The sequence below is a fragment of the Enterobacter cloacae complex sp. 2022EL-00981 genome, assembly GCF_028737495.1.
GTDB classification, from domain to species: domain Bacteria; phylum Pseudomonadota; class Gammaproteobacteria; order Enterobacterales; family Enterobacteriaceae; genus Enterobacter; species Enterobacter cloacae.
This window is the reverse complement of record NZ_JAQZRK010000012.1, coordinates 105,913-127,789: the sequence shown is the minus strand read 5'-3', so window position 1 is coordinate 127,789 and position 21,877 is coordinate 105,913. Positions and strand designations below refer to the sequence as shown.

At 56.7% G+C, this 21,877-nt stretch carries 21 protein-coding genes and 1 pseudogene; 12 read left to right on the top strand and 10 right to left on the bottom strand.

Translation table 11 applies throughout. The features are described 5' to 3' along the window. Window positions 1–71: 71 nt before the first annotated feature. A complete protein-coding gene (clcB, locus tag PUZ33_RS12810) occupies window positions 72–1,382 on the top strand; it encodes a voltage-gated ClC-type chloride channel ClcB (RefSeq protein WP_058680613.1) in 1,311 nt (436 codons plus the stop codon). Here the strand turns inward: clcB and bioD are convergent. The 3 genes from bioD to PUZ33_RS12795 form a co-directional block, all read right to left on the bottom strand. Beyond that, complete coding sequence (bioD, locus tag PUZ33_RS12805) at window positions 1,317–2,012, bottom strand: dethiobiotin synthase (RefSeq protein WP_013096826.1); 696 nt, start codon at window positions 2,010–2,012, stop codon at window positions 1,317–1,319. The two genes, clcB and bioD, sit on opposite strands and share 66 nt — an antisense overlap. A 130-nt stretch (window positions 2,013–2,142) precedes the next feature. Next, the gene (gene mlc / locus PUZ33_RS12800) at window positions 2,143–3,363 is read right to left on the bottom strand and encodes a sugar metabolism global transcriptional regulator Mlc (protein WP_038419279.1); all 1,221 of its coding nucleotides are present in this window, start codon (window positions 3,361–3,363) and stop codon (window positions 2,143–2,145) included. 121 nt (window positions 3,364–3,484) lie between these two features. Next, the gene (locus tag PUZ33_RS12795) at window positions 3,485–4,390 is read right to left on the bottom strand and encodes a LysR family transcriptional regulator (protein ID WP_023620317.1); all 906 of its coding nucleotides are present in this window, start codon (window positions 4,388–4,390) and stop codon (window positions 3,485–3,487) included. A gap of 121 nt (window positions 4,391–4,511) precedes the next feature. Here PUZ33_RS12795 and PUZ33_RS12790 point away from each other — a divergent pair, with 121 nt between their 5' ends. Beyond that, window positions 4,512–5,765 (top strand): MFS transporter, encoded by a 1,254-nt coding sequence (locus tag PUZ33_RS12790; protein WP_013096829.1) that lies wholly within the window; start codon window positions 4,512–4,514, stop codon window positions 5,763–5,765. Between the two features lie 76 nt (window positions 5,766–5,841). On the opposite strand, the gene PUZ33_RS12785 is transcribed toward PUZ33_RS12790, so the two are convergent. The 3 genes from PUZ33_RS12785 to PUZ33_RS12780 form a co-directional block, all read right to left on the bottom strand. Further along, the gene (locus PUZ33_RS12785; protein WP_058680614.1) at window positions 5,842–7,233 is read right to left on the bottom strand and encodes an APC family permease; all 1,392 of its coding nucleotides are present in this window, start codon (window positions 7,231–7,233) and stop codon (window positions 5,842–5,844) included. Continuing rightward, window positions 7,223–7,408 (bottom strand): hypothetical protein, encoded by a 186-nt coding sequence (locus PUZ33_RS25230; RefSeq protein WP_418250462.1) that lies wholly within the window; start codon window positions 7,406–7,408, stop codon window positions 7,223–7,225. The genes PUZ33_RS12785 and PUZ33_RS25230 overlap by 11 nt, the downstream gene beginning before the upstream one ends. Before the next feature lie 181 nt (window positions 7,409–7,589). After that, window positions 7,590–9,008 carry a glutamine synthetase family protein gene (locus PUZ33_RS12780; RefSeq protein WP_013096832.1) on the bottom strand — a complete coding sequence of 473 codons (1,419 nt, stop codon included), beginning with the start codon at window positions 9,006–9,008 and terminating at the stop codon, window positions 7,590–7,592. A gap of 214 nt (window positions 9,009–9,222) precedes the next feature. Between PUZ33_RS12780 and puuD the strand changes: the two genes are divergently transcribed. The 8 genes from puuD to PUZ33_RS12740 all read left to right on the top strand — a co-directional run bounded on the left by puuD (window position 9,223) and on the right by PUZ33_RS12740 (window position 18,067). After that, window positions 9,223–9,987 (top strand): gamma-glutamyl-gamma-aminobutyrate hydrolase, encoded by a 765-nt coding sequence (gene puuD, locus PUZ33_RS12775; RefSeq protein ID WP_058680640.1) that lies wholly within the window; start codon window positions 9,223–9,225, stop codon window positions 9,985–9,987. A gap of 25 nt (window positions 9,988–10,012) precedes the next feature. Then, window positions 10,013–10,570, top strand: a complete 558-nt coding sequence (gene puuR / locus PUZ33_RS12770) for an HTH-type transcriptional regulator PuuR (protein WP_013096835.1) — start codon at window positions 10,013–10,015, stop codon at window positions 10,568–10,570. Between the two features lie 157 nt (window positions 10,571–10,727). Beyond that, window positions 10,728–12,221, top strand: coding sequence for an aldehyde dehydrogenase PuuC (gene puuC / locus PUZ33_RS12765; protein ID WP_058680615.1), 1,494 nt, complete (start codon window positions 10,728–10,730; stop codon window positions 12,219–12,221). Continuing rightward, window positions 12,218–13,498, top strand: coding sequence for an NAD(P)/FAD-dependent oxidoreductase (locus PUZ33_RS12760; protein ID WP_013096837.1), 1,281 nt, complete (start codon window positions 12,218–12,220; stop codon window positions 13,496–13,498). Before puuC ends, PUZ33_RS12760 begins: the two co-directional genes overlap by 4 nt. A 25-nt stretch (window positions 13,499–13,523) precedes the next feature. Next, complete coding sequence (gene puuE / locus PUZ33_RS12755; protein WP_029882801.1) at window positions 13,524–14,795, top strand: 4-aminobutyrate transaminase; 1,272 nt, start codon at window positions 13,524–13,526, stop codon at window positions 14,793–14,795. 150 nt (window positions 14,796–14,945) lie between these two features. After that, window positions 14,946–16,433 carry a carboxypeptidase M32 gene (locus tag PUZ33_RS12750; RefSeq protein ID WP_058680616.1) on the top strand — a complete coding sequence of 496 codons (1,488 nt, stop codon included), beginning with the start codon at window positions 14,946–14,948 and terminating at the stop codon, window positions 16,431–16,433. A 149-nt stretch (window positions 16,434–16,582) separates the two neighbouring features. Further along, the gene (asr, locus tag PUZ33_RS12745; RefSeq protein ID WP_013096840.1) at window positions 16,583–16,972 is read left to right on the top strand and encodes an acid resistance repetitive basic protein Asr; all 390 of its coding nucleotides are present in this window, start codon (window positions 16,583–16,585) and stop codon (window positions 16,970–16,972) included. Window positions 16,973–17,248: 276 nt separating this feature from the next. Continuing rightward, entirely contained in the window at window positions 17,249–18,067 is an 819-nt protein-coding gene (locus tag PUZ33_RS12740; RefSeq protein WP_013096841.1) for a trypsin-like serine peptidase, read from the top strand. Window positions 18,068–18,095: 28 nt separating this feature from the next. Here the strand turns inward: PUZ33_RS12740 and mdtI are convergent, their stop codons facing one another. The 3 genes and pseudogenes from mdtI to PUZ33_RS25225 form a co-directional block, all read right to left on the bottom strand. Further along, a complete protein-coding gene (gene mdtI / locus PUZ33_RS12735; RefSeq protein ID WP_013096842.1) occupies window positions 18,096–18,425 on the bottom strand; it encodes a multidrug/spermidine efflux SMR transporter subunit MdtI in 330 nt (109 codons plus the stop codon). Then, on the bottom strand, window positions 18,412–18,774 hold the full coding sequence (gene mdtJ, locus PUZ33_RS12730; RefSeq protein ID WP_029882799.1) for a multidrug/spermidine efflux SMR transporter subunit MdtJ: 363 nt from the start codon (window positions 18,772–18,774) through the stop codon (window positions 18,412–18,414). The genes mdtI and mdtJ overlap by 14 nt, the downstream gene beginning before the upstream one ends. A gap of 116 nt (window positions 18,775–18,890) precedes the next feature. After that, window positions 18,891–19,061, bottom strand: a pseudogene (locus tag PUZ33_RS25225) (protein YdgV). 131 nt (window positions 19,062–19,192) lie between these two features. Between PUZ33_RS25225 and PUZ33_RS12725 the strand changes: the two are divergent. Beyond that, complete coding sequence (locus tag PUZ33_RS12725; protein WP_020688252.1) at window positions 19,193–20,230, top strand: AI-2E family transporter; 1,038 nt, start codon at window positions 19,193–19,195, stop codon at window positions 20,228–20,230. A 17-nt stretch (window positions 20,231–20,247) separates the two neighbouring features. Here the strand turns inward: PUZ33_RS12725 and PUZ33_RS12720 are convergent, their stop codons facing one another. Continuing rightward, window positions 20,248–21,273 (bottom strand): LLM class flavin-dependent oxidoreductase, encoded by a 1,026-nt coding sequence (locus tag PUZ33_RS12720; RefSeq protein ID WP_058661262.1) that lies wholly within the window; start codon window positions 21,271–21,273, stop codon window positions 20,248–20,250. 178 nt (window positions 21,274–21,451) lie between these two features. Here PUZ33_RS12720 and yajD point away from each other — a divergent pair, with 178 nt between their 5' ends. Continuing rightward, window positions 21,452–21,799, top strand: a complete 348-nt coding sequence (yajD, locus tag PUZ33_RS12715; RefSeq protein WP_006808895.1) for an HNH nuclease YajD — start codon at window positions 21,452–21,454, stop codon at window positions 21,797–21,799. Window positions 21,800–21,877: the final 78 nt, after the last annotated feature.

Sequence of the window (21,877 nt, the reverse complement as noted above, 5' to 3'; positions counted from 1 at the left end):
GCACGCAGACCTTTTGCTAACCCCGTCATTTCCCGCCACAATATTGCATCGACCCCGTTTACTCGCGACCCATGCAACGTCTTCATACTTACCCCGATATCCGCGCGATGTTTCGCCGGCTTCTGATTGCCACCGTCACGGGCGTACTGGCCGCGCTGGCCGTTGCCGTGTTTCGCCACAGCATGTATCTGCTGGAGTGGCTGTTTCTCAGTAACGACAGCGGCAGCCTGGTGAACGCCGCGGCGGCGTTGTCCCCCTGGCGTCGCATGCTCACGCCTGCTCTTGGCGGCCTGGCAGCCGGATTGTTGCTATGGGGGTGGCAGCGGCTGACGGCGCAACGCCCGCATGCGCCAACAGATTATATGGAAGCGCTTGAAACGGGTGACGGGCAGTTCGATTACGGTGCCAGCCTGGTCAAATCCCTGGCGTCACTGCTGGTGGTTTCCAGCGGAAGCGCCATCGGGCGTGAAGGGGCGATGATCCTGCTCGCCGCCCTCGCCGCCTCCTTGTTTGCGCAGCGCTTTACGCCGAAGCCCGAATGGAAATTATGGATCGCCTGCGGGGCGGCGGCGGGAATGGCCAGCGCCTACCACGCGCCGCTAGCCGGAAGCCTGTTTATTGCGGAAATCCTGTTCGGCACGCTGATGCTCGCCTCGCTCGGCCCGGTAGTCATTGCGGCCGTCGTAGCGCTGCTGACGACGCGTCTGTTAAGCCCTGGCGCTACCACGCTGTATGAGGTGCATCTCAGCGAAACGCTCACTGCAGGCGATTACGGGTTGATCGTTATCATCGGTCTGCTGGCGGGCATCTGCGGCCCGCTGCTGATGTGGCTGATGACGGTTAGCCACGCGCTGTTTCTGCGTCTCAAACTCTCACCCCCCTGGCAGCTGGCGCTCGGGGGGCTGATCGTCGGGCTGCTGTCGCTTCTCACGCCCAAAGTGTGGGGCAACGGCTATAGCGTGGTGCAGGCCTTTCTGCTCTCACCGCCGCTGCTGTCCGTTATTGCGGGCGTGTTTATCTGTAAGCTGCTGGCGGTACTGGCAAGCAGCGGTTCGGGCGCACCGGGCGGGGTCTTCACACCGACGCTGTTTGTCGGGCTGGCGACAGGAATGCTCTTTGCGCAGCTTTTTGCGCTGTGGCTGCCGGGTTCTGAAACGGCGATTTTGCTGGGACTGGCGGGGATGGCGACGTTGCTCGCTGCCACGACGCATGCGCCTATTATGTCGGCGCTGATGGTGTGTGAAATGACCGGGCAGTATTTTCTGCTACCCGGCCTGCTGATTGCCTGCGTTGTTGCGTCCGTACTCTCGCGAACGTTACGCCACGACTCGATCTACGGCCAGCACACTGCCGAGAGCAGAGAGATCGATGTACTGCGCTAGTTCGCGCTGCTCGGCGCGCGGCAAATAAGGCAGTTCGCCCACCAGAGGGCCGGGCAGTTTTTTGCTCAGCACGTCGATGATTTCTGCATAGTGCGCAAGGCCCGGGTTGATACGGTTTGCCACCCAGCCCACTAACGGCAGGCCGTCATTGGCGATCGCCTGCGCCGTCAGCAGCGCATGGTTGATACACCCTTCCTGGATGCCCACCACCATCACCACCGGCAGTTGTTCCTGCACCACCCACTCGGAAAGTGGACGCAAATCGTTCATCAGGCTGCGCCAGCCGCCCGTGCCTTCAACCACAACGTGATCAACCTTCTCGCTCAGGTTCGCCAGCCCATCCGACAGCAGGGTGTAATTGATCAGCCCGCTGTGCGCCACGCTGCTCTCCTCTTCGCTCAGGGCAATAGGATTGACCGCGTCATAAGGCAGCTCCAGGGATGAGACGCTTTGTAAAACCAGGGCATCTTTATTACGCAGCCCCTCTGGCGTCTCTTTACTGCCTTTTGCGACCGGTTTGTACCCTGCAACACGTTTACCGCTTGCTGCCAGCGCCTGTAGCAACGCGCGCGATACAACAGTCTTGCCGACAGAGGTATCTGTACCAGTAACAAAGAAACGCTTAAGCATGACTCATTCCACCTCTTGGGTATGCTTCGAAAATATAAACCAAGTAAATAATTCAGTGGGGGAAGTCTACGGGAAGCGTGCGCTATCCGGCTTGAGATAGCGCAATTTTTAGTAAGTCTGTGGAAAAGAGTTAGCCCTGCAGCAGGCGGATCAGTAAGGAGCCGTTATACATTGCATCTTTCACCAGCGCGGCGCCGGCCATGGTGCCCTGGTTCGAAAACTGCGTGCTTTCGACCACAATGTTTTTGCTGTAAGCGGGCAGCGCCTGCTGACTAATGCAGGCCGAGATCGCCGGGAAGAGGATATCCGCCGCCTGGCTGAGCGGGGAGCCAATCAGGATTTTTTGCGGGTTAAACAGATTCACCATAATGGCGAGAATGCGCCCGACGTTATTCCCTACGCCAGTAATGATGTCCTTAGCCAGCAGATCGCCCTGCCGCGCCGCTGTGCACAAGGAATCTACCGTCAGGGGTTGCCCGTGCAACGAGGAGCTCATGGACTGGCTGAGCCTCACCTGCGCCAGCTCAAGCACGCTTTCCACGCTGGCAATGGTCTCCAGGCAGCCGTGGTTGCCGCAGTAGCAGCGTTTCCCGTAGGGATCGACCTGCGTGTGGCCGATCTCCACCAGGCTACTGCTGCCCGCATGCAACAGGCGTCCGTCGGTGATGACGCCCGCCCCGACGTTATGGTCGATCACCACCTGAATGACATCCCGCGCCCCGCGTGACGCGCCAAACAGCGCCTCCGCCATGGTCCAGGCGCTGATGTCATGCTGAATGTAGACCGGTACGCCGGTATGGTTTTTCAGGACCTCACCCAGCGGCATCTCTTTAACGTCTTCATAAAACGGCATGCGGTGCACAATGCCGTTCTCGGTATCAATAATGCCCGGCATGGTGATGGCAATCGCCGTTAAGCGTTCAAGCTTCTGCTGGTGACGAATAAAGAAATGATCGATATGTGTGACAATCGCCTCAAGAAGCGGTTGATCAGCGTTAAGCGGCAGCTCCAGCCGGTCTTCCACCACCAGCTTGCTGCTGAGATCGCGCAGCGCAAGAAAGATCTCGCCCCGGCTGATGCGCAGCGACAGGTAATGCCACGCTTCCGTCTCCACCACCAGCCCGACCGCCGGACGACCCCGGCTCCCCGGCTCCTGAATCTCCGTCTCCTGAACCAGGTGGGCTTCCAGCATTTCGCGAACAATCTTGGTAATACTGGCGGGAGCCAGTTGGGCCAGGCGCGACAAATCGATACGCGAAACCGGACCAAGCTGATCAATCAGGCGATATACCGCGCCAGCGTTGGTCTGCTTAATCTGATCAATATGCCCTGGCTGACTATCAGCAACCACCTCGTACTCCCTTATTTTCGAGCTTCGAAATAAACTTTGGGCTATGGTGAAGCACTTGCATGGCCGTCGTCAAATATTTACTTAGCCATGTGATTTACTGCACATTTTTGCCCATTTTTCCCTATAAATATCGCCCGGCAGAGGCGGTGATCAGCTGCTTTTTAAAACGCTGTGCCGCATTGCTCTGTTCATGATGTCTGGACCACACCAGCCACATCTCCGATACCGCGTCGTCTTCGGCAAGCGGAACCCAGCACATTTCACGCAATTGTACCCGTTTAAAGGAGGCCGGAAGAATAGAAACCCCCAGCCCGGCGGCAACCAGGCCTATTATTGTCATCGCCTCTCCTACCTCCTGGGTAATGACCGGGGCGAGATCGTAGCGGCGCATCAGGCCCAGAATATCGTCATACAGACCGGTTCCCACCTGCGGGTCGAAAAAGACAAACGGCTCTTTCGCCAGCTCCGCCAGCGTGACGGCAGGTTTCGACGCCAGGGGGTGATCGCGCGGGATCATCGCCATCAGCGGCTCGCGCAGGATCACCTGCCACGCCAGCGAGTCCGGCAGTTGAGTGTTGCGCATCAGCCCTAAATCCAGCGCCCCTTCATTCAGCGGAGCAATTTGTTCCCGGGTATTAATTTCGCGCGTCTGAATATGCACGTCCGGGAAGTCACGGCGAAACGACGACAGGGTTTGCGAGACGGCGCTGATAAACGGGGCAGACGAGGTAAACCCGATGCGCAATTCACCGGCTTCCCCCAGGTAGAGCCGCTCTGCGCGGGCGGCGGCGTCGTCAACCATGCTCAGAATTTGTCGGCTGTCGGCCAGAAACTGCCTGCCTGCCGCCGTCAGGCTCACGCTACGGTTGGTGCGGGCGAGAAGACGGGCGCCAATCTGCTGCTCCAGGATCTGAATTTGCTGGCTGAGCGGGGGCTGCGAAATGTTCAGGCGCGCGGCGGCGCGGCCAAAATGGAGTTCTTCTGCCACCGCGACAAAGTAGCGTAAATGACGCAGTTCGATATTCATATTTTATAAGTATCATTTGAGATTATTAATATATTAGACAGAATATTTACATTTTCCTACCCTGAAGGGGTGGTCATACCCGTCACCAGAAACCACGGGGATGTTTAAGCAAGGAACATGTGTGAGTCGTACATCTACCGTTGATATCGAACCGGCACGCGATATCGATGATTTACCCGCAGCTTCTCAGCCGGCGCAGTTTATTAAACGTGGTACCTCCCAATTTATGCGCGTCACGCTGGCGCTGTTCTCAGCCGGTCTGGCAACCTTTGCCCTGCTCTACTGCGTTCAGCCTATCCTTCCCGTGCTGTCACATGAGTTTGGCGTCTCACCGGCCAGCAGCAGTATTTCTCTCTCTATTTCAACCGGGATGCTGGCTGTCGGCCTGCTTTTTACCGGCCCTCTCTCTGATGCCATTGGGCGTAAACAGGTGATGGTGACCGCGCTGATGCTGGCGTCGGTTTGTACGTTGCTCTCCACCATGATGACCAGCTGGCACGGGATCCTGATGATGCGCGCGCTCATCGGGTTATCCCTGAGCGGCGTGGCAGCGGTCGGGATGACTTATCTCAGTGAAGAGATCCACCCGAGCTTTGTCGCGTTCTCCATGGGGCTGTACATCAGCGGGAACTCCATTGGCGGTATGAGCGGACGCCTGCTGAGCGGCGTGTTTACAGACTTCTTTAACTGGCGCATTGCGCTGGCGGTGATTGGCTGCTTTGCACTGGCCTCTGCGCTGATGTTCTGGAAAATTCTGCCGGAATCACGCCACTTCCGCCCCACCTCCCTGCGTCCGAAAACGCTGTTTATCAACTTCCGCCTGCACTGGCGGGATAAAGGGCTGCCGCGGCTGTTCCTGACCGGCTTCCTGCTGATGGGATCGTTCGTCACGCTGTTTAACTATATTGGCTATCGTCTGATGCTCTCGCCGTGGCATCTGAGCCAGGCGGTGGTGGGCCTGCTCTCCGTGGCGTATCTGACCGGGACCTGGAGCTCGCCAAAAGCCGGAGCGATGACCGCCCGCTATGGCCGTGGGCCGGTGATGCTGGTCTCAACCGCCGTGATGTTGCTGGGCCTGTTGCTGACGCTCTTCTCGTCCCTGTGGCTGATTTTCACCGGAATGCTGCTCTTCTCTGCCGGTTTCTTCGCCGCGCATTCCGTTGCCAGCAGCTGGATTGGCCCGCGCGCCCGTCGTGCCAAAGGCCAGGCATCCTCTTTGTATCTGTTTAGCTATTATCTTGGCTCCAGCTTCGCCGGGACGCTGGGCGGCGTATTCTGGCACAACTACGGCTGGAACGGCGTGGGCGGGTTTATCGCGCTGATGCTCTGCGGGGCACTGCTGGTAGGCGCCAGTCTTCATAAACGTCTGAGATAATCCGCCTGCGGGCTGATATCCGGTAAGACGAGCGATCCAGATAAACGGCACCAGCGTACTGGTGCCGTTTTTACATTCAGGAATCCCAGGCCTGCTCTATCTTAGCGGCTTCAAACTGCGGAGGCGGTTTTCGGAAACGGCGCGTCAGCCATGTCAGATAAAGGACCCCCAGTGCCGCCCAGATGAGGCCAAGCGTCAGGGACGTCGCTTCGAGGTTTATCCACAGCACGCCGACCGTTACGGCACCAATGAGTGGCAGCAGGAGATAGTGGAACCGATCTTTCCACGTTTTGTTCAGCCCCTTACGCCGCCAGAAATGGTTGTACACCGAGAGATTAACAAACGTAAACGCCACCAGCGCGCCAAAGTTGATCAGCGCCGTCGCGGTCACGAGGTCAAAGTACAGGGCCGACAGCGCCACTATCCCTACCATAATGACGTTCAGGGCCGGAGTACGCCATTTCGGATGCACGTAGCCAAACACCCGCTCCGGAAAGACGTTGTCACGCCCCATCACATACAATAAGCGTGAGACGCTGGCGTGTGAAGCCAGGCCTGAAGCGAGCGTATTCACAAACGTGGTACACAGAAACACCGACTGGAAGAGCTTGCCGCCCACGTACAGCGCAATTTCCGGCAGCGCGGCGTCCGGGTTCTTGAAGCGCGCAATCGTCGGGAAGAAGAGCTGCATGAAAAACGAGGCAACAATGAATATCAGCCCGCCATACAGTGCGGTCAGGAAAATGGCTTTGGGAATAACCCGCGCCGCATTTGGCGTCTCTTCCGACAGCGTGGTGACCGCGTCAAACCCGAGGAAAGAGAAGCAGACGATAGTCGCGCCGGTAATAATCGGGATCAGATGTGCGTTCTCGCTGATAAACGGCTGCAGCGACCAGACGGTGCCCACGCCCTCCCCCTTGTGCAGGCCATGCACCACGAGTATGACAAACACCACCATGATAGCGATCTGCACCAGCACAAACAGGGTGTTAAAGTTGGCGACCAAATTAACACTCTTCAGGTTCGCCAGCGTCAGGATCGTCACAAACCCTACCACCCACACCCACGGTGGGACTTCCGGGAACAATGCGGAAAGGTAGATCTTCGCCAGCAGCACGTTGATCATCGGCAGGAAGAGATAGTCCAGCAGCGATGACCAGCCGACCATAAACCCCAGATGGGGTCCGATCGATTTCTGCGTGTAGGTGTACGCAGAGCCCGCCTCCGGGAACTGTCGTACCAGTTTGCCGTAGCTGATGGCGGTAAACATGACGCCCGCCAGCGCCAGGAGATACGAGGCGGGCACGTGGCCATTGCTGATACCGGACACAATGCCGAAGGTATCAAACACGGTCATGGGGGTAAGGTAAGCCAGCCCCATCATCACCACCTGCCAGAGCTTGAGGGAACTGCGAAGCCGGGCTCTTCCGGCCATGCCCGGCGAATCAAGAGATGTGTTAGTCGCCATAGACCATCCCCCCCATGCTTACCGTGGTTTGCAATCGCGTTGACCTTAACGCAAACCTGCTTAGCAAAGGGGGAAGTTGTAAAGAACATACGCGATCGTACCAGCGCAGCGTCTCTCGCTCGCACTCACAGCAGGCGCCTGACTGGCCCCCTTCGCCCTGCGGATAGTTGAACATCTGCATCATTTCCTACCTCGTCACACAGTGTCGTTAAGAAAGTCCCTGTGCCGCCTGCGCTCCATAACGCGACTCCCGGGAGATAGCTGGCGTGCCAGCGAACAGTTCGGCCAGGCTCCGCGCAGGCCGTTTGGTGATACGTATGCAATGAAACAAAGCGGCCCCTGACCGGGGCACGTCATCAGGCGTTTTTCAGCATCCACTCGATTTCAGTTTCGGTAATCAGGCGTTCGAACTGCAGTAATTCATCATTTTTGCAGGCGTGATAGACGTGGCAGAAACGTTCGCCCAGCCGCTCGCGAAGGTGATCGTTTTGCATAAATTCCCACAGCGCATCGCTCTGACGAATCGGGAACGGCAGTCCGTCCTGCTCCAGACCATTGCCTTCAACTTCTTCCTGCAGGGGTAAATCGTTATCCAGCCCGTGTAAAATGCCGGCAAAAATCGCCGCCATCACCAGATACGGATTCGCGTCTGCTCCCGCCACCCGGTATTCGACCCGATGGTTATGGCGATCGCCGCAGGGGATACGCAGGGCAACCGTGCGATTATTGTGTCCCCATGACGCCTGCGTCGGCACGTACATTCCCGGCTGGAAACGGCGGTAGGAGTTGACGTTCGGCGCCAGCAGCGCCATGGACGCTGGCATCAGATCGATCATCCCGGCCAGCGCGCGTTTCAGCAGCGCGGAATCCTCACCGCTGGCGTCTGCGAACACGTTTTCGCCTCTGTTGTTTTGCATGCTGATGTGGATATGCATCCCGCTGCCCGCATGTTCTTCATACGGCTTTGCCATAAACGTGGCGTGCATCTTGTGTTTTTCCGCCATCTGCCTGACGAGACGTTTTAGCGCCAGCGCATCATCGCAGGCATCCAGCACGTTTTCCGTATGGTGCAGGTTAATCTCAAACTGGCCCGGGGAGGCTTCAGCCACTGCCCCGTCGGCGGGGATCAACTGCAGCTGCGCCAGTTCGTCAATGTCATTCAGCACGTCAGCAAAGTGGTTGAGATTATCAACCGAGTAGACCTGACTCTGCGTGTTACGCACGTCGGTGCCCGGCGCGCAGGGTGGCTGCAGATAGCCGTCGGCATCGCGTTTACGGTCAAGTAAATAGAACTCCAGCTCTACCGCTACCACGGGGAACAGACCGCGCTGGCGCAGCTGCTGCCAGAGTCGGTTGAGTACGTTCCGCGGCTCAACGTCAAAGGGAGCGCCATCTTCATCGACCATGGTGAGCTGCACCTGACCAATATACTCCGGGTCGGCGGCGGAGGGTGTCAGTGTGCCCGGCACCGGCACACAGATACAGTCCGGCTCGCCCAGCTCCTGCCCCAGCCCTGCCTCTTCCACAACGTTACCCAGAATGTCCATGGCGAAAACCGATGCCGGGAAATAGCAGCCTTTTTCAAGTTTGCTCAGTCCGGCAACCGGGATGCGTTTGCCGCGAAAACAGCCGTTCAGGTCGGTCAGGAGGACATCAATAAACTGGGTGTCAGGATACTTTTCTAAATAGCGCTTCACTTCCTGCGTAAAGGCGCTGCCCCGCCTCTCATCCGTGTGCTGCACAAAGTTCTCAACTTCTACGATATTGGTTTCCATGATTTACCACCGTTTTTGGGATTTGCGTTCGCTGCTCTGGACTGTCAAATATAATGTCCACACTATCGAATCTGTATGCAAACAAATTGTTTGTCAAATGTTAAATTAAGTTTGCAAAAGGCAGATCTCGTTGCTAGATTGAGAAAATATTGAACGAAAAGGCCGTTTCACAGGCGAGAATGGCCTAAATTTAGTCCACTTTGTGAGGGCGATCATGGAAAATATAATGAACAAGCCAGTTATTGGCGTGGTGATGTGCAGAAACAGGCTTAAGGGTCATGAGACCCAGACCCTGCAAGAAAAGTACCTGAATGCCATTATTAACGCGGGGGGCTTACCTGTTGCCTTACCGCATGCGCTGGCAGAGCCAGAGCTTATTACCGCTCTGCTGCCAACCCTGGACGGAATTTACCTGCCGGGCAGCCCAAGTAACGTGCAGCCGCACCTTTATGGTGAAAACGGCGATGAGCCTGACGCCGATCCCGGGCGAGATCTTCTGAGTATGGCGCTGATAGCTGCCGCGCTCGAAAGGCGCATCCCCATTTTCGCCATCTGCCGGGGGCTGCAGGAAATGGTTGTTGCCACGGGAGGAACGCTGTATCGCCGCCTGTTCGAGCAGAACGACCTGCTTGAGCACCGGGAAGATCCTGAACTGCCGGTTGAGCTACAATACGCCCCTTCTCATGAAGTTCAGGTTCAGGAGGGAGGACTGCTGTCTCAATTAATACCAGGCTGTAACACATTTTGGGTAAACTCGTTACACGGGCAAGGTGCACGGACGTTAGGACCACGGCTTCGCGTGGAGGCCCGCTCGACGGACGGGCTCGTCGAAGCGGTCAGCGTTCATGACCACCCTTTTGCCCTCGGTGTGCAATGGCACCCCGAATGGAACAGCAGCGAGTATGCCCTGTCACGCATGTTGTTTGAAGATTTTATCACCGCCTGTCAAAGCCACATTGCCGAGAAGCAACGGCTTTGACCACTACCGTAAAGGAAATGCAACTATGAGCGATGACGGACTGGCGCCAGGGAAACGTCTGTCTGAGATCCGCCAGCAATTGGGTCTCTCGCAGCGGCGTGCCGCCGAACTGTCTGGGTTGACACACAGTGCCATCAGCACCATTGAGCAGGACAAAGTCAGTCCTGCCATCAGTACGCTGCAAAAGCTGCTGAAAGTTTATGGGCTGTCGCTCTCGGAATTCTTTTCGGAACCGGAAAAACCTGATGAACCGCAGGTGGTTATTAATCAGGAAGACCTTATCGAAATAGGCAGTCAGGGGGTTTCGATGAAGCTGGTTCATAACGGAAATCCGAACCGTACGCTGGCGATGATTTTTGAAACTTACCAGCCAGGAACCACGACCGGAGAGAGGATCAAACACCAGGGTGAGGAGATCGGTACGATACTGGAAGGTGAAATAGTGCTGACCATTAATGGCCAGCCTTATCACCTGGTTGCGGGGCAAAGCTATGCCATTAATACCGGCATACCGCACAGCTTCAGCAACACCTCGGCAGGCATCTGCCGCATTATCAGTGCCCACACCCCCACCACGTTCTAATTACCACTCAGTCCCGGCGTAAGTGCGCTTACGCCGGGACAAATAAAAACGATCAATGTCGGCATTCAACGGGTTAATTCCCGGGATGCCCCACGGCTTCGTATTGCCTGAAACGGCCATGACCTTATTTATCTGATTGCGAAAGAAAGGAGTGAATATGCATTTTCAGCACCTGACTTACTGGCAGGATAAAGCAAAAAACAGCGCCATTGAGACCCGGTTATTTATTAACGGTGCCTATTGTGACGCCGCCGATAATGCCACGTTTGAAACCGTCAATCCCGCGACACAACAGACGCTGGCGAACGTGGCCCGGGGCAAACAGGCGGACGTGGACCGTGCAGTTCAGGCGGCGCGTGAGGTATTTGAGCGCGGTGACTGGTCGCAGGCATCTCCGGCGCAGCGCAAGGCCGTGCTCAATAAGCTCGCCGATTTGATGGAACGCCACGGCGAAGAGCTGGCCTTACTGGAAACACTGGACACCGGTAAACCCATCCGCCACAGCCTGCGCGACGATATTCCCGGCGCAGCGCGCGCCATTCGCTGGTACGCCGAAGCGGCGGATAAAGTCTACGGCGAAGTGGCGCCTACGGGGCCGGGCGAACTGGCGATGATCGTGCGCGAGCCGATCGGGGTGGTTGCGGCCATCGTTCCCTGGAACTTCCCGCTGCTGCTGGCCTGCTGGAAGCTGGGCCCGGCACTGATCGCGGGCAACAGCGTGGTATTGAAACCCTCGGAGAAATCACCACTCACCGCCCTGCGGCTGGCCGGGCTGGCGAAAGAGGCAGGCCTGCCGGACGGCGTACTGAATGTGATAAGCGGTTACGGCCACGAAGCGGGCCAGGCGCTGGCACTGCATCCTGAAGTCGAAGTGCTGACCTTTACCGGCTCTACCCGTACCGGCAAGCAGTTGTTGAAGGACGCGGGAGAAAGCAACATGAAGCGCGTCTGGCTGGAGGCGGGTGGCAAGAGCGCCAACATTATCTTTGCCGACTGTCCGGACCTGGACAAAGCCGTGAGCACGACCGCCGCCGGGATTTTTTATAACCAGGGGCAAGTCTGTATCGCCGGTACCCGCCTGCTACTCGAAGACAGCATCGCCGATGACTTTCTGGCAAAGCTAAAAACGCAGGCCCGTCACTGGCAGCCGGGCGATCCGCTCGACCCTGACAGCACGATGGGCATGCTCATCGACGCAGCACATGCCGATACCGTCCACACGTTTATTCGCGAGGGAACCCGAAAAGGTACGCTGCTGCTGGACGGGCGGGAACAAGCATGGCCTTGCGCAGTCGGTCCCACCATTTTTGTCGACATCGATCCTGCCTCCCCGCTGTGTCGGGAAGAGATTTTCGGGCCGGTGCTGGTCGTCACCCGTTTTAAAACCGAAGAAGAAGCCTTAACGCTGGCCAATGACAGTGAATATGGGCTTGGCGCGGCGGTATGGACCCGCGATCTTTCCCGCGCGCACCGCATGAGCCGCCGTCTGAAAGCAGGCTCGGTCTTCGTCAATAACTATAACGACGGCGATATGACCGTCCCCTTTGGCGGCTATAAGCAGAGCGGCAACGGTCGCGATAAGTCCCTGCACGCGCTGGAAAAATTTACCGAACTGAAAACCATCTGGATTGCCCTGGAGTCTCAATCATGACCGAACATACCACCAGCTACTACGCGGCCAGCGCGAACGCTTACGAACCTTTCCCGACGCTTAACGAGTCGATCAGCTGTGACGTGTGCGTGGTGGGCGGCGGCTATACCGGCCTCTCCTCCGCGCTGCATCTCGCCGAAATGGGCTACGACGTGGTGCTCCTTGAAGGAGCGCGCATCGGCTTCGGCGCCAGCGGACGCAACGGCGGCCAGCTGGTTAACTCTTACAGCCGCGATATCGACGTGATTGAGAAAAACTATGGACCCGATGCCGCCAGAGTCCTCGGGAGCATGATGTTTGAAGGCGGGGAGATCATCCGGGAGCGTATCCAGCGCTATCAGATCCAGTGCGACTATCGTCCCGGCGGGCTGTTTGTGGCGCTAAACCATAAGCAACTTGAGACGCTGGAGGAGCAAAAAGCCAACTGGGAACGCTACGGCAATACGCAGCTGGAGTTGCTGGACGCCAGTGCCATCCGCCGGGAAGTCGACAGCGAACGCTATACCGGCGCGCTGCTGGACCGCAGCGGGGGGCATATTCATCCACTGAACCTGGCAATCGGCGAAGCGGACGCCATTCGCCTGAACGGCGGGCGGGTGTATGAACAGTCCCCGGTGACCGCCATTCAGCACACCAGCCCGGCTGTGGTAAGCACGCAGCATGGCCAGGTGACGGCCCGCTACGTGATCGTCGCCGGGAATGCCTACCTGGGCGACAAGATAGAACCGGAACTGGCGAAACGCAGCATGCCCTGCGGCACTCAGGTCGTGACCACCGCCCCGCTGCCGGAAGCGGTCGTCCGCACGCTGATCCCCAATAACTACTGCGTGGAAGATTGTAACTACCTGCTGGATTACTACCGCCTTACCGCCGACAACCGCCTGCTGTACGGCGGTGGCGTCGTCTATGGCGCGCGCGATCCGGACGATGTCGAGCGTCTGGTGATGCCAAAGCTGCTGAAAACCTTCCCACAGCTGGCCGGTGTCAAAATCGACTACCGCTGGACGGGCAACTTCCTGCTGACCCTGTCACGCATGCCGCAGTTTGGTCGTCTGGATAAAAACATCTATTACATGCAGGGCTACAGCGGCCACGGCGTTACCTGCACCCACCTGGCCGGACGGCTGATCTCGGAACTGTTGCGCGGTGACGCTGAGCGCTTTGATGCGTTTGCCAACCTTCCGCACTACCCCTTCCCGGGCGGTCGCAGCCTGCGGATTCCATTCACGGCGATGGGCGCGGCGTATTACAGCCTGCGCGATCGTCTTGGCGTATGAGCGTTTCGACAAAAGGGTATCTGACATGAGTAACCAGGAATTTCATCAGCGCAGACTTTCTGCTACCCCGCGCGGTGTAGGCGTAATGTGTGATTTCTTTGCCCGCACGGCGGAGAATGCCACGCTTACCGACGTGGAAGGCAACGACTATATTGATTTCGCCGCCGGGATCGCGGTACTGAATACCGGCCATCGTCATCCTGAACTGGTGGCCGCAGTGGAAAAACAGCTTCACCAGTTCACCCACACGGCCTACCAGATTGTGCCGTATGAAAGCTACGTTTCATTAGCCGAAAAACTTAACGAGCTGGCTCCGGTGCAGAGCCCGGCCAAAACGGCGTTCTTCACAACGGGCGCGGAAGCGGTGGAAAATGCCATTAAAATCGCCCGGGCCCACACCGGCAGACCGGGCGTGATTGCCTTCGGAGGAGGCTTTCACGGCCGAACCTATATGACCATGGCGTTAACCGGCAAGGTCGCGCCTTATAAGCTGGGATTTGGCCCCTTCCCGGGGTCGGTTTATCACGTGCCCTATCCCTCGGAGCTGCACGGCATCACGACGCAGGATGCCATCACGGCGATAGAACGTCTGTTCAAAGCAGACATTGAGGCGAAACAGGTAGCGGCGATTATTTTTGAACCCATTCAGGGTGAAGGCGGATTCAACGTCGCCCCGCCAGATCTGGTGGCCGCCATCCGCCGTATCTGTGATGAACACGGGATCGTGATGATTGCCGACGAAGTACAGAGCGGCTTCGCCCGTACGGGGAAACTGTTTGCCATGGAACACTACGCGGACAAGCCCGACTTGATGACGATGGCGAAAAGCCTGGCAGGCGGAATGCCGCTGTCCGGCGTGGTGGGCCGCGCCGAAATCATGGACGCGCCGGCGCCCGGCGGTCTGGGGGGGACCTATGCAGGCAACCCGCTGGCGGTGGCCGCCGCGCACGCGGTGCTGAATATTATCGACAACGAGTCACTGTGCGCCCGCGCCCGACATCTGGGCGATCGACTGAAAGCCACCCTGGAAGAGATTCAGGGCACCTTCCCTGCGCTCGTGGCGATAAGGGGAAGAGGATCGATGATTGCGGCGGAGTTTTTTGATCCCGAGAGCCGTGCACCTTCGGCCGCCATCGCGCAGGCGATCCAGCAAAAAGCACTCGCCCAGGGCCTGCTGTTATTGATCTGCGGCCAGTACGGCAACGTGATCCGCTTCCTTTATCCGCTGACCATTCCGGATGCCCAGTTCACCCAGGCACTGGCGATCTTGCAACAGGTTATGCGTGATAAGACCTAAGTAACCACCGAAAACCGTCTCCCGGCATTCCGGAGACGGTTTCAACGGAGGAGATCGGCTTAGATTTCCTCCGTGTGGGAAATGCTGGGGAATTTGGTCTGTTTCATTGTATGCTCCCTGAAACACATCCCTGGCAAGAGGAAATAAGAATTGCAAAAAACATCCGCCTATCAGTCACTTGTGAAAACCTTCCAGCGTCTCTCCCGCTTCTCGCACCTCTCCTCCATCGCCAGCTGGGACATGTTCACCATGATGCCGCCAGGCGGCAGCGCCGCGCGCGGTGAAGCGCTGGCGGAGATGAGCGTCCTGCAACATCAGATCCTGACCGACAAAAAAGTGGGTGAATGGCTGGCTGCAGCGGCAGGTGAAGATTTGAATGACGTCGAACAGGCCAACCTGCGTGAAATGACGCGTCAATATCAGCAGGCCTCGCTGCTGCCGGAATCGCTGGTGGAAGCCAAATCGCTGGCGGGCAGCAAATGTGAGCACGCCTGGCGTAGCCAGCGTCCGTCCAATGACTGGCAAGGCTTTTCCGCCAATCTGAAAGAGGTAGTAAAACTCAGCCGTGAAGAGGCGCGTCTGCGCGCGGAGGCAAAAGGTTGCTCACCTTACGATGCGCTGCTGGATATTTTTGAGCCAGACATGACCAGCGCACGTCTGGACGTGCTCTTTGCCGACATGAAGTCGTGGCTGCCGGATCTGCTGGCAAACGTGGTCGACAAGCAGGCCAGGCAGACCTTCGTTCCGCCTCAGGGCCCCTTCCCGACGGCAACGCAGCGTGAGCTGGGGCTGGAAGCCATGAAGATGCTCGGCTTCGATTTCAACGGCGGTCGTCTGGACGTGAGCGCGCACCCGTTCTGCGGCGGCGTGCCGGAAGATGTGCGCATTACCACGCGGTATGACGAAGATGAACTCCTCAGCGCCCTGTTTGGCGTGATCCACGAAACCGGACACGCGCGCTACGAACAGAACCTGCCGCGCGCGTGGGCCGGTCAGCCCGTTGCCCTGGCGCGTTCAACGGCAATCCACGAATCCCAGAGTCTGTTCTTTGAGATGCAGCTTGGCCGCAGCGAGGCGTTCCTGAAACATCTCCTCCCTGCCGTTCATGCCCGTTTTGGCAGCCAGGCGGCGTTTAGCGAAGAGAACTTTATCGCCTGGAACCAGCGCGTGAAGCCGGGCTATATCCGCGTCGATGCTGACGAGGTGAGCTACCCGGCACACGTGGTGCTGCGCTATGAGATTGAGCGGGCGCTGATCAATGGCGATATCGAGGTGGAGGACATCCCGGCCCTGTGGGATGAGAAAATGCAGGCGTGGCTCGGGTTATCCACCAAAGACAACTACCGCAACGGCTGTATGCAGGATATCCACTGGACCGACGGCGGATTCGGTTACTTCCCGTCTTATACGCTGGGGGCGATGTACGCCGCGCAGCTGTTCCATGCCGCGAAAACGGCGCTGCCAGGTCTGCAGGCCTCTATCGCTGACGGGGATCTGTCGGCCCTGTTTGACTGGCTGCGCCAGAACGTCTGGCAACACGGCAGCCGGTTTACCACATCACAGCTGATCACCCAGGCGACGGGAGAAGATCTGAATATCCGCTACTTCCGTGAACACCTGACCTCGCGTTACCTGTAATGACCCACGCCGGGGAAAGCCCCCGGCGTTGTACAAACGGTTACACGCCGATACCAATCACTCACGGAAACCCCGAATTTACAGGGATATAGTTATTTCAACGGCCCCGCAGTGGGGTTAAATGAAAAACCAAATTCGAGGGTATGAACATGAATAAAGTATTAGCTCTGGTTGTTGCCGCTGCTATGGGTCTGTCTTCTGCTGCGTTCGCTGCTGAGACTACTGCAACTGCTCCAGCTGCCGCTGCACCTGCTGCAACCACCGCTGCACCGGCAAAAACGGTACACCACAAGAAACATCACAAAGCTGCTAAACCTGCTGCTGAGCAAAAAGCGCAGGCGGCTAAAAAGCACCACAAAAAAGCCGTAAAACAAGACGCCGCTAAACCTGCTGTTGAGCAGAAAGCACAGGCCGCCAAAAAGCACCACAAAAAAGCGACTAAACCCGCTGTAGAGCAGAAAGCTCAGGCCGCTAAAAAGCATCACAAAAAAGCAGTAAAACACGAAGCTGCTAAACCAGCTGCTCAGCCAGCTGCGTAAGAGTACAAGCTAAACCGTGCCCTTCGGGGCACGTTGGTAAACCGGCGCTGAACCTTTCAATACAGCGCCGTTTTTTTATCCGGAGGGCGTATGCTGCGACGCTATCGGTTTGAGTTGATCCTTATCCTGCTTATTTTATGCGCGCTCATCGCAAGCCAGTTTTATCTTTCCTGATCGTAGCACGCTGATTTTACTCCCACTTTAGCGCTGTCCCGTCTATAGTATTTTCATAGGGTTCACTTTTAATAATCATAATTACCCCCACCAGAGTGTGATATGCGTAAATCTGTTGTGTTATTACTGGGAACGTTTGCTCTTTTTTCTGGATTCGCGCATGCGGATGATGGCGATGATGACACCATTAGCGCGAAAGAGCTTAAAACGCTGTTTTTCGGTCATGATGATCGTACGCGTGTCGCCGATCCTACCCAGGCCCCGTGGGATGCCATCGGGCAACTGGAAACCGCCAGCGGTAACTTATGCACCGCCACATTGATTACCCCTCAGCTTGCCCTGACCGCAGGCCATTGCCTGTTGACGCCGCCGGACGGCAAACCCGACAAAGCCGTGGTACTGCGATTTGTGTCTCAGAAAGGGATGTGGCGCTATGAAATTCACGGGATTGAAGGCCGGGTTGACCCTTCGCTGGGTAAGCGCCTGAAACCGGACGGCGACGGCTGGATAGTCCCGCCCGCTGCGGCCTCCTGGGATTTCGGTCTCATCATTTTGCGCTACCCGCCTTCTGGTATCACTCCTCTGCCCCTGTTTGATGGCGATAAAGCCGCGCTGACCGCCGCGCTGAAAGCCGTCGATCGCAAGGTGACGCAATCCGGTTATCCGGTCGATCATCTGGATACGCTGTACACCCACACCGACTGCATTGTGACCGGCTGGGCGCAAAACAGCGTACTCTCTCACCAGTGCGATACGTTACCGGGCGACAGTGGCTCACCGCTGATGCTGAAAACGGATAACGGCTGGCAGTTGATTGGTGTGCAGAGTTCAGCCCCGGCGGCCAAAGACCGATGGCGCGCGGATAACCGTGCTCTCTCGGTGACCGGTTTTCGCGACAAGCTGGAAGCGCTGGCACAATAACAGGCCAGCGCCGCCTCGCCTGACGTCATCAGGCGAGTTTTATCATAATCATACCGGCCAGCAGCAATACCAGGCCGATCCAGCCTTTATTATTTAACCGTTGGCCGAAGAGCACCCACCCTGCTGCCAGGGTCGCGGCAATACCAAACCCGCCCCACAGGGCATAGGCTACAGACAGATCGATACCTTTGACCGCCTGAGACAGGGCGCTAAACGCCCCCAGCACAGCGGCAATCGACATCAGACCGTAAACTTTACGGCGAAAACCATCAGAGAATTTCAGAAACACGTTCGCCAGAATTTCCAGAACAATGGCGAACCCCAGCCAGGCCGCGTGGATCCATTCAAACTGCTGCATGGGTCTGCTCCTTCTGCGGTTTTGTCGGTTTACGTGTACCCGATTTAATCAGCACAATCCCGACTACCAGCGTCGTCAATCCGGCGATCTTCATTGTTGATAAGGTTTCGTCAAATAACAAAACGCTGAACAGCGTAATCAACAAAATACCGATACCTTCCCAGAGGGCATAAGCCACCCCCAGCGCGATTTTCTTCACCGCAAACGAGAGGAAAATATAGGAAAGCGAAATCATCACCAGCATTAAAATAAAACCGGTATTGCCATCGCTGACGCTTGCCCATTTCATAGACAGCGTGCCGGTAATTTCAGCGAGAATAGCCAGGGCTAATAAAATCCAGTAAAACATGTTTTTCTCCTGCTTGAGAATATAATCCATCGCGGCTCGCTGCGAACAGCAAACCCAAAAAAGGAAATTAAATCAGATAGCTAAGCGCATGGCGCCAGCTCAGGCAGAAGACGTGACTATAGCGCGTTGCGCCAGTGTTGCTCACCGGACAGAAGGAAGAAAGAGGTGGAGAATACAGCAGTATGGTTTGAAGAATACGTCCTGAACAAATTGTCCATAAAATTACAATTATCCGCGGTGTTGCTTCTCGTCTTTGCGGATCAAAATTGTCCTCGGTAGTTGAACACGCTGAATTTGTACCATAAGTCAGGATTTTACTCAAAGTCTTTTCAATTCTTTACTGAGCTCGTTTGATTTTGGTTAGTTTATTTAAACGCCATTCGCATTTATCATTAATAAAAAATATTCAGGAACCGCCATGGCTAAACCCATCATTACCCTGAACGGCCTTAAGATTGTCATCATGCTTGGCATGCTGGTGATCATCCTGACGGGCGTTCGTTTTGCCGCCGATATTATCGTGCCTTTTATTCTGGCGCTGTTTATTGCAGTGATCCTTAACCCGCTGGTTCAGCGCATGGTGCGGATACGCATACCGCGCGTGCTGGCGATCACCCTGCTCATCAGCATCATTATTATCGCGATGGTGCTGCTGGTCGCTTATCTGGGCACGTCGCTGAATGAACTGGCGCGCACGCTGCCGAAATACCGCTCGTCGCTGGTGATACCCCTGTTGCAGATTGAACCCTGGCTGCAGCGCGCGGGCATTGAGGTCTCCGTTGAGGAACTTCTGAAGTATATCGACCCCAACGCAGCCATGACCCTCGTCACCAGCCTGCTGGCGCAGCTCTCCAACGCCATGACCTCTATTTTCCTGCTGTTTTTAACCGTGGTATTTATGCTGCTGGAGGTGCCGCAACTGCCTGCCAAACTACAGCATATAATGGTTCGGCCGGTGGAAGGCATGGGCGCGATTCAGCGTGCCCTGGACAGTGTTTCCCGCTATCTGGTGCTGAAAACGGCGATCAGTCTCGTCACCGGGTGTGTTGTCTGGGGCATGCTGGTTGCGCTGGATGTGCGGTTTGCGTTCGTCTGGGGACTGCTCGCCTTTGCGCTTAACTATATTCCCAACATCGGTTCCGTGCTGGCGGCCATCCCGCCTATTCTGCAGGTGCTGGTTTTCAGTGGTTTGTATGATGCCCTGATTCTGCTGGCCGGTTATCTGGTAATTAACCTGGTCTTCGGAAACATTCTTGAACCGCGCATGATGGGACGCGGGCTTGGGCTTTCGACCCTGGTGGTGTTTTTGTCCCTGATATTCTGGGGTTGGCTGCTCGGCCCCGTTGGCATGCTGCTCTCCGTTCCGCTGACCATCATCGTCAAGATTGCGCTTGAGCAGACGGCGGGCGGACAAAGTATCGCCGTACTGCTGAGCGATATGAGTCACAGAGGCTGAGCAACCCGTCAGTTTACCTACTCGCGCCAGCCCATTGCTGGCGCCACATGTTTGAGGATCGACTCAATCACATGCGCGTTGTAGTCCACGCCAAGCTGATTCGGTACGGTCAGTAACAGGGTATCCGCTTCGGCTATCGCGTCGTCCTGCTTCAATTGTTCAACCAGCTTGTCGGGCTCTGCCGCATAGCTGCGCCCGAAAATCGCCCGCGTTTTTTCATCCAGATAGCCCACGCTATCGCTGTCGTTGCGGCTGGCCCCGAAATACATCCGGTCACGATCGTCCATCAGGGCAAAGATACTGCGGCTCACCGACACGCGCGGCTGACGGGTATGGCCCGCCTCAGCCCAGGCCTGACGATACGCGCGGATCTGTTTTGCCTGCTGAATATGGAACGGCTCGCCGGTTTCATCGTCTTTCAGCGTTGAGCTTTGCAGGTTCATGCCCAGTTTTGCGGCCCAGACCGCCGTTGCATTTGAACCGGCGCCCCACCAGATGCGGTCGCGTAAACCTTCGGAATGAGGCTCCAGGCGCAGCAGACCCGGCGGGTTCGGGAACATCGGTTGCGGGTTTGGTTTCGCAAACCCTTCTCCGCGCAGCACCTCAAGCAGCACCTCGGTATGACGACGCGCCATATCCGATTCGTTTTCCCCTTCCTGCGGGACATAGCCAAAGTGACGCCAGCCATCAATCACCTGCTCCGGCGAGCCGCGGCTAATTCCCAGCTGCAAACGCCCACCGGAGATCAGATCCGCCGCCCCGGCATCCTCCGCCATGTACATTGGGTTTTCATACCGCATGTCGATCACGCCGGTACCGATTTCGATGTTTTTGGTTTTTGCGCCTATCGCCGCAAGCAAGGGGAACGGCGAGCTGAGCTGGCGGGCAAAGTGGTGCACACGGAAATAAGCGCCATCGGCACCCAGCTCTTCAGCGGCCACGGCCAGGTCGATGGACTGCAGCAGCGTGTCCGCTGCGGTTCGGGTACCGGACTGTGGCGACGGCGTCCAGTGACCAAATGATAAAAATCCGATCTTTTTCATAAGGGGTAATCCTGAGAATGTGTTGCGTTTCTTCTACTCTACGCATTACCGGGCAACAATAAATGCCGTTTATTTAACGGAAAGCGTCAAATAAATTGACTGACCTGAGCAGATCGCTATTGCGTTCCATAATGGGATATAATTTCGCTCACTCTTTTCCTGGCAGGTAAAACCGGCAATGGCTCTGATCCCTAAAAACTACGCGCGGCTGGAAAGCGGCTACCGTGAAAAAGCATTAAAAATTTATCCATGGGTCTGTGGGCGCTGCTCACGGGAATTTGTCTATTCCAACCTTCGGGAACTGACGGTTCACCATATCGATCACGACCATACCAATAACCCGGAAGATGGCAGTAACTGGGAGCTGTTGTGCCTGTTTTGCCACGATCATGAACACTCGAAGTACACCGAGGCGGATCAGTACGGCACCACCGTTGTCGCGGGAGAAGACGCGCAAAAAGATGTGGGTGTCGCCACCTTTAATCCGTTTGCTGATTTGAAAGCGATGATGAACAAGAAGAAATAATCTTCCAGGAATTTTCTCGCTCCGGCCAGCTCTGTTCACCCGTATACATAGACGTACCAGGTAATGACATAGATGGCC